The 12,053-nt window shown below is 40.2% G+C and carries 9 protein-coding genes and 1 pseudogene; 6 read left to right on the forward strand and 4 right to left on the reverse strand.

The features are described 5' to 3' along the window. Position 1 precedes the first annotated feature (1 nt). The 6 genes and pseudogenes from N1I86_RS16300 (at position 2) to N1I86_RS16325 (ending at position 5,890) form a co-directional block, all read left to right on the forward strand. Positions 2–1,114: an RNA-guided endonuclease InsQ/TnpB family protein gene (locus N1I86_RS16300; RefSeq protein ID WP_003353586.1), complete on the forward strand. Its 1,113-nt coding sequence runs from the start codon at positions 2–4 to the stop codon at positions 1,112–1,114. 119 nt (positions 1,115–1,233) lie between these two features. Beyond that, positions 1,234–1,530 (forward strand): annotated as a pseudogene (locus tag N1I86_RS16305) (AbrB family transcriptional regulator); the annotation flags it as partial. Positions 1,531–1,924: 394 nt separating this feature from the next. Beyond that, positions 1,925–2,575, forward strand: a complete 651-nt coding sequence (locus tag N1I86_RS16310; protein WP_341095540.1) for an IS607 family transposase — start codon at positions 1,925–1,927, stop codon at positions 2,573–2,575. Beyond that, on the forward strand, positions 2,538–3,716 hold the full coding sequence (locus N1I86_RS16315; protein ID WP_003353565.1) for an RNA-guided endonuclease InsQ/TnpB family protein: 1,179 nt from the start codon (positions 2,538–2,540) through the stop codon (positions 3,714–3,716). Before N1I86_RS16310 ends, N1I86_RS16315 begins: the two co-directional genes overlap by 38 nt. Positions 3,717–3,905: 189 nt before the next feature. Then, a complete protein-coding gene (locus tag N1I86_RS16320) occupies positions 3,906–5,111 on the forward strand; it encodes a sensor histidine kinase (RefSeq protein ID WP_050807365.1) in 1,206 nt (401 codons plus the stop codon). A gap of 101 nt (positions 5,112–5,212) precedes the next feature. Continuing rightward, complete coding sequence (locus N1I86_RS16325) at positions 5,213–5,890, forward strand: response regulator (RefSeq protein WP_004439660.1); 678 nt, start codon at positions 5,213–5,215, stop codon at positions 5,888–5,890. Positions 5,891–6,052: 162 nt separating this feature from the next. Here the strand turns inward: N1I86_RS16325 and N1I86_RS16330 are convergent, their stop codons facing one another. From N1I86_RS16330 to treC, 4 genes are all read right to left on the reverse strand, one after another. After that, the gene (locus N1I86_RS16330) at positions 6,053–7,384 is read right to left on the reverse strand and encodes an IS4 family transposase (RefSeq protein ID WP_341094487.1); all 1,332 of its coding nucleotides are present in this window, start codon (positions 7,382–7,384) and stop codon (positions 6,053–6,055) included. A 253-nt stretch (positions 7,385–7,637) separates the two neighbouring features. Continuing rightward, entirely contained in the window at positions 7,638–8,969 is a 1,332-nt protein-coding gene (locus N1I86_RS16335; RefSeq protein WP_003354357.1) for an IS4 family transposase, read from the reverse strand. Between the two features lie 135 nt (positions 8,970–9,104). Continuing rightward, complete coding sequence (treR, locus tag N1I86_RS16340; RefSeq protein WP_341097497.1) at positions 9,105–9,827, reverse strand: trehalose operon repressor; 723 nt, start codon at positions 9,825–9,827, stop codon at positions 9,105–9,107. A 450-nt stretch (positions 9,828–10,277) separates the two neighbouring features. After that, entirely contained in the window at positions 10,278–11,945 is a 1,668-nt protein-coding gene (gene treC / locus N1I86_RS16345; protein ID WP_040341462.1) for an alpha,alpha-phosphotrehalase, read from the reverse strand. Positions 11,946–12,053 lie beyond the last annotated feature (108 nt).

Raw genomic sequence — 12,053 nt, forward strand, 5'->3', positions numbered from 1 at the left:
TATGGCCAAACAAAACAAAGCCTTCAAATTTCGTTTGTATCCGAATAAAGAACAGAAAATCCAATTAGCCAAAACATTTGGTTGTGTTCGCTTTGTCTACAATAAGATGCTGGAAGAACGTAAGGAAACGTATGAGAAATTCAAAAACGATAAAGAAACGCTTAAACAACAAGCATTCCCGACACCAGCGAAATACAAAGATGAATTTCCATTCCTAAAAGAAGTGGATTCTTTAGCTTTAGCAAACGCACAGATCAATTTGCAAAATGCTTATAAGAACTTTTTTGAAGGTCGTGCGGAGTTTCCTAAATTCAAAAGCAAGAAAAATAAACAATCTTACACAACCAATATGGTCAACGGCAATATTAAGCTAGAAAATGGTCATATCAAACTACCAAAAATCAAAAAGCCAATGAAAATGAACCGACATAGAGAAATACCTGCTGATTATAAAATCAAATCTTGTACTATTTCTAAAACAAAGACAGGTAAATATTATATTTCGATTTTGACAGAATACGAGAAAGATATTCAGTCAGTAAAGATTCAAAAAGTAGTTGGCTTAGATTTTGCTATGGACGGTCTATATGTCGAGAGTGAACAGGGTGAGAAAGCCAATTACCCACGGTACTATCGACAAGCATTAGACAAACTGGCAAAAGCACAACGAATTCTTTCTCGCAGAAAAAAAGGTTCTGCACGTTGGGAAAAACAACGTTTGAAAGTAGCAAAGTTACAAGAGAAAATTGCCAATCAACGCAAGAATTTTCTTCACCATAAATCAAAAGAATTAGCATCAACCTATGACGCAGTTATCATTGAGGACTTAGACATGAAAGGAATGTCTCAAGCCCTCAATTTTGGAAAAAGTGTTCATGATAATGGCTGGGGTATGTTCACTACTTTCTTAGAATACAAGCTAAAAGAACAAGGGAAACAACTTGTAAAAATCGATAAGTGGTTCCCTTCTACTAAGAAATGTTCTTGTTGTGGCAAGGAAAAAGAAATGCCATTATCTAAACGTGTATATGAATGTTCTTGCGGTTTTGTATTAGATCGTGATCACAATTCAGCAATCAATATCAAAAATGAAGGATTACGCATATTAGCATAAAGAATAATAACTTTCGGAACGAGAGGGTAAGCTCGGTCAATTTCTTATCGTTAGATAGGATTACCCGAGAAGCCCCCACTTCAAGCGACCCGCAAGGGTGGTAAGTGGAGGGTAGTTCACACAAGGAAATGTTTCAAGGTGCACGGCGTATTTTTCTTGTGGGATTGGCCGGATCGGTTGGACTGGTGATGGCTACAACTGTCTGCGCCTATATTGTTTCTCGGTTTACGGATATCGGATTGGCCACTTCGGTTTTGGCATTTGCTCCGGGAGGGATTGCCGAGATGGCCGCGACAGCCGTGATCCTTAACGCGGATTCTACTTTTGTGGTCGCCGTTCAAGTGATCCGCGTCATCATTGTCGTCGCTATCCTGCCATCGTTTTTTAAATGGGTAAACCGCAAATACGCCATGTAAGAGCCATCGCTAAGCGAAGAATTCAATAAAATGATTCAACAGGGAAGGCACTGCCATAGAGCGGGGCGTTCCTTTTTTTATGACCATGGTTTTTCTTCTGTATCAACCATCATTGCCCTCATTGTGAAATAGGCGTAAAATTCAGAATAGATGAATATTTTTACCGAGGAGGATTCGACTTGTCGATTAGATGAAATCAATCAGGGGGAAAGCATGCCCGGTTCTCAGGTGAAAAAGACGAGTGACATGATTTAGTTTGATCGTTTAAGTCTTATCGGGCCAGAAACAAGGGTAGGAGGGCTTAAACAGTTTTAAATAACTTATAAAAAGTTATAAAATTTTTATTGACTTTATAATTTTTTCATGCTATATTTAATTTAAGGAGGAATATAGCATGAGATATTATAGCATTCATGAATTTTCCAAATTAATCAATCGAACGCCACAAACTTTAAGAAATTGGGACAAAAGTGGAAAATTAAAACCACATCATACTGGCTCAAACGGCTATAGATATTATTCTCACGATCAACTTAAAGAGGTACTTGGTATTAAAGAAACTAGTCAAAAAGTGGTTGGTTATTGCAGAGTTTCTTCTAATAAACAAAAAGATGATTTGCAAAGACAAGTTGAAAATATGAAAAAATATTTAGAATCGTTAAATGTTGAATATGAAATCATTCAAGACATTGGTAGTGGGATTAATTACAAGAAAAAAGGTTTGCGTCAACTAATCAAAATGATAAATAACAAAGAAGTAGATAAAATAGTAGTATTCCATAAAGATAGGCTTCTTAGATTTGGTTTTGAATTGGTTGAGTATATGGCAAACCTTAATGGGTGTGAGATTGAAGTTTTAGATAGCAATGAAAAAACAGATGAACAAGAACTTGTAGAAGATTTAATACAGATTGTTACAGTATTTAGTTGTAGATTACAAGGAAAACGTGCTAATAAAACTAGAAAGTTAGTAGATGAATTAATTGAGGAAAATGAGGAGTTGCTAAATGATAAAGTCAATAAAAGGGATGTTGAAACCAAATAATAAGCAAAAAACTAAATTATTTCTATATGCGAATACAGCTAGATTTGCTTATAATTGGACAATTGCAAAGCAACAAGAAAATTATCAAAATGGTGGTAAATTCATCAATGATTCAACTTTGAGAAAACAGTTTACTCAAATGAAAAAGCTTGATGAATTTAATTGGCTGAATAATGTAAGTAATAATGTAACGAAACAAGCTATTAAAGATGCTTGTGATGCTTACAAACGATTTTTTAAAGGACTATCAAAATATCCAAAATTTAAAAGGAAAAAGAAATCTATACCTAGTTTTTATCAGGATAATGTGAAAATCAAATTCACAAAAACACATGTTAAAGTAGAGGGATTTGCTTCAAGTAAAAAGTCGAATAAACAAAAGATAAATTGGATTCGATTAGCAGAAAAAGGACGTATTCCATTTGGTGAAAATGTTAAGTATATGAATCCTCGATTTACATTTGATGGTTTGAATTGGTGGGTATCTGTTGGAATAGAAACAGATAGTGATTATTCTCCTTCAAAAACAGAAGGGATAGGTATTGACTTAGGAATAAAAGATTTAGCTGTTTGTTCTGATGGTAAAGTTTATGGAAATATTAATAAAACAAAAAGAATTAGGCAATTAGAAAAGAAAAAGCGCAGGTTGCAACGTAAAATTTCAAGAAAATATGAAAAAGGAAGGGAGGGAAACCGTTACAGGAAAACCAACAACATTATAAAAAGTGAAAAGCAACTTTTAAAAGTTTCACGAAGACTAACGAATATTCGTCATAACTACATACATCAAATCACTTCTGAAATCGTAAACAGAAAACCAATGTTTATTGTTTTAGAAGATTTGAATGTAAAAGGTATGATGAAAAATAAACATTTAGCTGAATCTGTTCAACAACAGTGTTTCCATGAATTTAGAAGACAAATTGAATACAAGTCAAATTGGAATAATATTCGCTTCATTTTGGCGGATAGATGGTTTCCAAGTTCTAAGTTGTGTTCTTGTTGCGGAAAAGTTAAAAAAGACTTGAAGTTATCCGATAGAACTTTTGAATGCGAATGTGGAAATATTGTTGATCGAGATTATCAAGCGTCTATAAATCTTAAAAAATATGGTGAAAATGTTTTAGAATCTGCATCTTAACAATGCAAGTTAATGCAGACATGTACCGATTCGTTAGTCGGGAATTTACGACTTTGGAGTGTTACACCAAATGCAAGTAGCGATCTGTTTAATAGATAGACGTGAAAGCAGACACGATGAAGAAGTAATGAAACATAAAAGTTGTAGGAAATTATAACTTTTTATAAGTTTTCTGTAACGGTCTTCTCTATGTCATTAAGAGGTATCAAAACGGAAAAGCTAGATGAGATATTAGATAAAATGATTTCTACAGTCAATCAAAGCAAAAATGAAATCTTTGAAATCGGCGAACGATGCCGGCAAGATTTAGAATCGGGATTGATGGAACTAAAAGCGATCAAAGATGAAGTAAAGCAAGCTCTTCAACAAGAAGAAGAACTTGATTATCAAACTAAACAAGCGAGAAGAAGGCTTTCGGAAGTAAGCAAATTTTTTCATACATATTCTGAAAAAGATATCCGAAAAGCTTATCAGTATGCCCATGATTTACAGACGAAATTAATCCTGACGAAACAAAAGGCAAAACAGCTGATGGAGCGTCGCGATGATTTGGAACGGCGTCTTAAAAATTTGAAAAATACGATTGAGAGAGCGGACAATCTTGTGGCTCAAATATCAGTTGTTTTGAAATATCTGACCAGCGACATGAAGCAAATTGGCCAAGCGCTTGAAGATGCGAAGTTGAAGCAGGAGTTTGGCCTTAGGATATTAGAGGCTCAAGAGGAAGAAAAAAAGCGGCTTTCACGCGAAATCCATGATGGTCCGGCCCAGATGATGGCCAATGTCTTGATGCGCTCGGATTTGATCGAGAAAGTGTACAAAGAAAGAGGAGTGGAAGAAGCTCTTGTAGAAATCCGCAACTTAAAGAACATGGTTCGCAGTGCGCTATATGAAGTCCGACGCATTATATACGATTTGCGGCCAATGGCGCTTGATGATCTGGGCCTGGTCCCGGCTCTGAATAAATTTTTAAGCACTCTTGAGGAGTATAATCGATCCATTCAAAGAAATACGACTATTCGCTTTCGAAACATTGGGCTGGAAGTACGGCTCCCTTCAAAGTTGGAAATTGCTCTTTTTCGCCTGATTCAAGAATCCGTTCAAAATGCGTTAAAGCATTCAAATGCCAGCGAAATTGTCGTGAAACTGGAAATTGGGAAAGAGAAGGTATTGGCGGTCATTAAAGACAATGGCCAAGGGTTTGACATTCATAAACGCAAATCAAATTCGTTTGGGATTCTTGGCATGAAAGAGAGAATGGAACTTTTGGAAGGTGAGTTGAACATTGATTCGAAACCAGGAAAGGGGACCGTTGTAAGGTTAAGCGTCCCGATTCATGTCCATGGAAAGGGATTAAGCTATACTTTAAGTAAAACATTTGAGAAGAATTTATAAAAATAAATGATGAATAGGTAATATGAACAAGGAAATAATTGGTCCAAATAGAAATTGTATTAAGAAGCAGAAAGTGCTGACATAATAAGGGAGGAGAAACAATGGCAACGAAGATTGTCATAATCGATGACCATCAATTATTCCGTGAAGGAGTAAAACGAATATTAGAGTTTGAAAAATCTTTTAAGATCGTTGCTGAAGGAGACGACGGATCAGATGTGCTTGAGCTTGTTGAAAGACACAGACCCGATGTGGTCTTGATGGATATTAATATGCCTGGCGTAAACGGTGTAGAGGCGACGAAACAATTGGTGGATGCTTATCCGAAAACGAAAGTGATCATTTTATCCATTCACGATGATGAAAATTACGTGGCGCACGCTTTAACATCAGGAGCACGCGGCTATCTTTTGAAAGAAATGGATGCGGATGCTCTGATTGAAGCCGTCAAAGTCGTGGCAGAGGGTGGATCGTACTTGCATCCAAAAGTTACTCATAATTTGATCGCCGACTATCGTCGACTCACTTCCAGCGATCGAAAAAAAGGCTTTCAGCAAGGCGAAGTGCGGCGCCCCTATCATTTATTAACGAAACGCGAATGTGAAGTTCTCCAGCTGCTGGCGGACGGAAAAAGCAACAGGGCAATAGGCGAAGCGCTGTATATCAGCGAAAAAACAGTAAAAAACCATGTAAGTAATATTTTGCAAAAAATGAATGTGAACGACCGCACACAAGCAGTCGTAACCGCCATTAAAAGAGGTTGGGTAGAAGTACGCTAGGGGGGGTCTGACCCCATACCCGTCAAGTTAGCGGTATAAAATTTTTTAGGATGATACGCATGTTCGAAAAATCAATCAAAGGATGAAGAGAAAACCAAATGCTGGGCATGCCAAATAACCCTCAAGAAGAGGGTTATTTGGCAATTATATCCATGACCCACACTACCATATCCCCAATTTCTTTAAAAGATCCGATACCGTTTCCTCTCCTTTCCTTCGGTCTTTCCTCGCGTGTTTCCTTAACAGAGACAGGAGAGATGGAAGGGCGGTTTCCATCGCTTGGGGATGCAAAAGAAACCGATGCCAATACGATTGGAGGATATTAAGCGCTTTCCATTCACTGATCTCGATTCCCTCCCGTTGATGCCAATACCTTCGGGCTTGGAACAGAAGAGTCTGCGTGACTAAAATGGCAATCAATGTCCCATATAAGTGGCATTCGAATCGTTCCTTCTTCATCTTTTTGACACGGTCAAGATCAAATAAGGATTTCCAGCCCTTAAATAACAGCTCCACTTGCCAGCGCAGCGAATACAGCTCATAAACTTGTTGCGCATCAAACGATTCTTGTGGTAAATTGGTCAGTAAGATGTGATATTTCTTTTGTTCAAGGGTTTGGCGTGACAGCGCCTTCCCTTTCTTTTTTTCCTTTTTCCGCACGTACGCCAGCCGTTTTTCCCATTCTTCCGCCGTGAGACGGCGAAAAATCAGACGCGGAACATACAGGCGTTGGTGTCCGATATACACGTGTTCCACTTCCACGGCTTCCCCCTCGCCCAATCGATTTCCTATCGATTCCCAATCCCATTCGTGCCACTCCCCGTCCTGCTTGATATAGACTTTGATATCGGAACGCAACCGGGTAATATAATAAGCACCTCGAGCATCAATCTCCGCCAGCGTGGCGAGTGAAAAAAACCCCAGATCCCGAATGCAAAGGTCATTCGGTAAAATCGTGTGCTGGGTATGATAAGCAAAACGGGCATCGGAATCATTGGCCTGTTGGACGCACAGCTGAAGACAGGTTCCCGATAACAGCTCATACTCAAATTGGATTTTGGCGCCAGATGAAACCGAACCTTGATAGTCCTCACCATAGTCGGTCGGAAGTAAAAAACTGGTAGAGTCTAAGATCCGCAGACGGGTGAAACAAGCGCGATACGTTTCGGTGATGGAAGAGAGTGCCGGACGTTGATGCATCAGGAGAGTAAAAAAGACCTCTTTTAAAAACGCCACGGCACGAGGCGTAAACCGCTGATTCAGTCCTTCATTCGAGAGAGAGCAATCATGCCAGAGCGCCAAATCGGCACACAACCGCTGAAGCGACTGACAGGCGAGCGATCCGTCTCCCCAAGCACATAGCGTCAGAAAGGCTTCCGCTGTTAATGAACGCTGCCGCTGAATGAATCCGACTTTCCGTGCCAGACGAGTCAGTTCTTCATAGGAGAAGAGTTGACGAATCGTTTTTATCCATGCCTTCATCTTTTTTTCCATCAAAAAATAATCCTTTCCAACGATGATTTTCGTTAGAAAGGATACCATGTTTTTGGCGCTGAAAAAAGATCAAATTCTTAACTTGATGGCTATGGGGTCTGACCCCATACCCGTCAAGTTAGCGGTATAAAATTTTTTAGGATGATACGCATGTTCGAAAAATCAATCAAAGGATGAAGAGAAAACCAAATGCTGGGCATGCCAAATAACCCTCAAGAAGAGGGTTATTTGGCATTTATATCCATGACCCACACTACCATATCCCCAATTTCTTTAAAAGATCCGATACCGTTTCCTCTCCTTTCCTTCGGTCTTTCCTCGCGTGTTTCCTTAACAGAGACAGGAGAGATGGAAGGGCGGTTTCCATCGCTTGGGGATGCAAAAGAAACCGATGCCAATACGATTGGAGGATATTAAGCGCTTTCCATTCACTGATCTCGATTCCCTCCCGTTGATGCCAATACCTTCGGGCTTGGAACAGAAGAGTCTGCGTGACTAAAATGGCAATCAATGTCCCATATAAGTGGCATTCGAATCGTTCCTTCTTCATCTTTTTGACACGGTCAAGATCAAATAAGGATTTCCAGCCCTTAAATAACAGCTCCACTTGCCAGCGCAGCGAATACAGCTCATAAACTTGTTGCGCATCAAACGATTCTTGTGGTAAATTGGTCAGTAAGATGTGATATTTCTTTTGTTCAAGGGTTTGGCGTGACAGCGCCTTCCCTTTCTTTTTTTCCTTTTTCCGCACGTACGCCAGCCGTTTTTCCCATTCTTCCGCCGTGAGACGGCGAAAAATCAGACGCGGAACATACAGGCGTTGGTGTCCGATATACACGTGTTCCACTTCCACGGCTTCCCCCTCGCCCAATCGATTTCCTATCGATTCCCAATCCCATTCGTGCCACTCCCCGTCCTGCTTGATATAGACTTTGATATCGGAACGCAACCGGGTAATATAATAAGCACCTCGAGCATCAATCTCCGCCAGCGTGGCGAGTGAAAAAAACCCCAGATCCCGAATGCAAAGGTCATTCGGTAAAATCGTGTGCTGGGTATGATAAGCAAAACGGGCATCGGAATCATTGGCCTGTTGGACGCACAGCTGAAGACAGGTTCCCGATAACAGCTCATACTCAAATTGGATTTTGGCGCCAGATGAAACCGAACCTTGATAGTCCTCACCATAGTCGGTCGGAAGTAAAAAACTGGTAGAGTCTAAGATCCGCAGACGGGTGAAACAAGCGCGATACGTTTCGGTGATGGAAGAGAGTGCCGGACGTTGATGCATCAGGAGAGTAAAAAAGACCTCTTTTAAAAACGCCACGGCACGAGGCGTAAACCGCTGATTCAGTCCTTCATTCGAGAGAGAGCAATCATGCCAGAGCGCCAAATCGGCACACAACCGCTGAAGCGACTGACAGGCGAGCGATCCGTCTCCCCAAGCACATAGCGTCAGAAAGGCTTCCGCTGTTAATGAACGCTGCCGCTGAATGAATCCGACTTTCCGTGCCAGACGAGTCAGTTCTTCATAGGAGAAGAGTTGACGAATCGTTTTTATCCATGCCTTCATCTTTTTTGCCATCAAAAAATAATCCTTTCCAACGATGATTTTCGTTAGAAAGGATACCATGTTTTTGGCGCTGAAAAAAGATCAAATTCTTAACTTGATGGCTATGGGGTCTGACCCCTTTAGCATTTTAAAGCGGTACATAATGATTCATCCATGCTTGTTTCGGCGGGCGAAATCGACGAAACGAAATTTGTCTAATCGGTGACGCGATTCGGTATATTGGAAGAGAGTCGCATCTTCCAAATAGACATAGTTTTTCACCACCACAATGTGATTGTAATCTTTTATATCCAAAAAGCGGATATCTTCCTCAGTGCACGGCTCTACCACAATTTCTTTTTTGGCAAAACTGATGGCCAATCCCAATTCATTTTCTAAATATTCGTATATGGAGTGTTCACAAATTTCTTTCGTAAGCAGCGGGACATATTGTTTGATGAAAAAGTCGCGATCCAATATCACCCGTTCGCCTTTAATTTCACGAGCTCGAATGACTTTCCATACTTCTGTTTTGTCGGAAACATTCAATTGTCTTGAAAGCCATGGATCTGGATGAATAAGTCCGAGATCGTACACAATCGTTCGGGAGTCCCCCCAAAGAGAATCTTGAAGTTCTTTGAAGCTCACTAGGCCGGAAATCGGGAAGCTCATTTTTGGCGTATCCAACACAATGGATCCTTTGCCGCGGATTTTTTGGATTAATCCGTTCTGTGCCAACAAATTGAGGGCTTTTCGAATGGTTTCTCTCGAAGTGTCGTACAATTCGCAAAGTTCGTTTTCCGATGGCAACGTTTCCATTGGTTTATAAACCCCGTTTTGAATTTTATCTGCCAATTCTTGATAAATTTGCCTATATTTATTATTTCTCATAGTATCACCTGATGATCATTGTACCATATCAGGACCAGTGTGATCATCCTCTGAAAAGGATGGAACAACCAAAAAACGCCCACGGATCAAAGCAGAACTTTTAAAAAGAAAAATAAAATGGAGTTCAAAAAAGCTTTTCATCATTTAGCGAATGAAGAAAAGGAAAAAGCGATTCGTTTGGCCACTCTATTCTGCCAATCTCCTAAAGGCGCAAGGGCATCTTTGCGGCTACAATATTTCATCGAAATACATGCATGCAATCGAGCAAGAATTGACAGCCCTTTCTTTTTTTATCATAAAAGATCTAAGCTCTCTGTTCCTTTTGGATCCAAGAGGTTTTCTATTTTACAAGAAGAAGAATCAACGGCCGTCCTGCATCAGTTTGAGCATGGTGTTGTGAATGAAATGCTGCCGGAGCTTTCCGGCAGCAAATGGAAGAAACACGATGTTTTAGCGGATATAGTATACGACAGACTCGTACGGACGCAGGACGAGCTGGCGGAAATGCTCCGGTGTGTCTTTGTAGTTAGAAATCAGTACTTTACCGGAGTCTTCCTCCAGAAATTCCGGTTTTTCAAATGTCGCTTCCTCTGCAAAAAAGTTGTTCACAACAAGCAGCTTCTCTCCACTTTTTCCTGTCCGCAGATAAGCGAAAATTTGAGGGTGATCTTTTAAGATCAACCGGTAATCCCCTTCTGTTACGATATCATATTCTTTTCGAAGCTTAATTAATTTTTGATAGTGATAGAAAATAGAATCGGGGTCTTTAAGCGCCTTTTCTACATTAATTTCTTTATAATTTTTAGCCAGTCCGATCCAAGGAGTTCCGGTTGTAAACCCGGCGTTTTCCTTATCGTTCCATTGAACAGGCGTCCGGGAGTTATCACGTGACTTTTGCATGAGAATGTCCATTACTTCGGCTTCGCTTTTTCCTTGTTCAAGCAAAATTTTGTGCATATTCAGCGATTCCACATCCCGATATTCTTCAATAGAGGAGAAATAAGGATTGGTCATCCCGATTTCTTCTCCTTGATAAATATAAGGAGTTCCTTGCATCATATGGATCGTGGTAGCAAGCATTTTGGCCGATTCCACCCGATAGCGTCCGTCGTCTCCATAACGGGAGACAATTCTGGGCTGGTCGTGATTGCACCAAAAGAGAGCATTCCATCCTCCGCCTTCCTGCATTTTCGTTTGCCAGGTAGACAGAATCGATTTTAATTGTGGAAAATCAAACTCTGCTTTTGTCCACTTTTCGCCGTTTGGATAATCCACTTTCAAATGATGAAAATTGAACGTCATATTTAATTCCCGGCGATCTGGACGTGTATAAAGAATGCAATTTTCTATCGTGGTGGAGGACATTTCACCCACTGTCATGATGTCGTATTGGGAAAACACTTCACGGTTCATTTCTTGCAAATATTCATGAATGCGAGGTCCGTCGGTATAAAATTTTCGACCGTCTCCTTCTGGATCGTCCGGAAAGCGCCGGTCTTTGGAAATCAAGTTAATGACATCTAGACGGAAGCCATCGACTCCTTTTTGGAGCCAAAAATGCATCATTTTGTACAGTTTTTTGCGCAATGTTTCGTTTTCCCAGTTTAAGTCCGCTTGTGTCACGTCAAATAGATGCAAATAATATTGACCTGTCTCATCGTCATATTGCCAAGCGGATCCTCCGAATTTTGACTCCCAATTGGTAGGGGGCTCTCCAGTTTCTTTTGCGTCTTTCCAAATATAAAAATCACGGTACGGACTTTCTTTCGATTTTCGAGCTTCAATAAACCATGAATGTTTTGTAGAAGTATGGTTTACAACTATATCCATGATCACCTTAATGCCCCGTTTATGGGCTTCATTTAAAAGCTCGTCAAAGTCATCCATCGTTCCGTACGTTTCATCGATGGAATAATAATCGCTTATGTCATAGCCATTATCCCTTTGGGGGGATTGATAAATAGGCGTAATCCAAATACAGTCGATCCCCAGAGTTTTTAAATAGTCGAGTTTGGCCGTGATTCCTTTAATATCGCCAATTCCGTCACCGGAAGCGTCATAAAAGCTTTTTGGATAAATTTGATATACTACGGCTTTTTTCCACCATGGCTGTTTCATCTTCGTTGCACAGGAAACATTTTTCGAAAATAGACGCGGGATACGGTCCGCATCTGTCAAAATTGCTTCCTGTGTTTCCTCCTTTCTTGGTGTAATGGAATTGAGAAT

Origin of the sequence: Bacillus sp. FSL W8-0116, from assembly GCF_038003825.1 — a bacterium.
GTDB lineage: Bacteria > Bacillota > Bacilli > Bacillales > DSM-4216 > Bacillus_O > Bacillus_O smithii.

What these genes read in the sequence shown, in the direction of transcription:
- N1I86_RS16300 (WP_003353586.1), top strand. Translation starts at nt 2, where the DNA reads ATGGCCAAACAAAACAAAGCCTTCAAATTTCGTTTGTATCCGAATAAA.
- N1I86_RS16330 (WP_341094487.1), bottom strand. Translation starts at nt 7,384, where the DNA reads ATGGAAAAAAAGATGAAGGCATGGATAAAAACGATTCGTCAACTCTTC.
- N1I86_RS16315 (WP_003353565.1), top strand. Translation starts at nt 2,538, where the DNA reads ATGATAAAGTCAATAAAAGGGATGTTGAAACCAAATAATAAGCAAAAA.
- N1I86_RS16335 (WP_003354357.1), bottom strand. Translation starts at nt 8,969, where the DNA reads ATGGCAAAAAAGATGAAGGCATGGATAAAAACGATTCGTCAACTCTTC.
- N1I86_RS16310 (WP_341095540.1), top strand. Translation starts at nt 1,925, where the DNA reads ATGAGATATTATAGCATTCATGAATTTTCCAAATTAATCAATCGAACG.
- treR (WP_341097497.1), bottom strand. Translation starts at nt 9,827, where the DNA reads ATGAGAAATAATAAATATAGGCAAATTTATCAAGAATTGGCAGATAAA.
- treC (WP_040341462.1), bottom strand. Translation starts at nt 11,945, where the DNA reads ATGAAACAGCCATGGTGGAAAAAAGCCGTAGTATATCAAATTTATCCA.
- N1I86_RS16320 (WP_050807365.1), top strand. Translation starts at nt 3,906, where the DNA reads ATGTCATTAAGAGGTATCAAAACGGAAAAGCTAGATGAGATATTAGAT.
- N1I86_RS16325 (WP_004439660.1), top strand. Translation starts at nt 5,213, where the DNA reads ATGGCAACGAAGATTGTCATAATCGATGACCATCAATTATTCCGTGAA.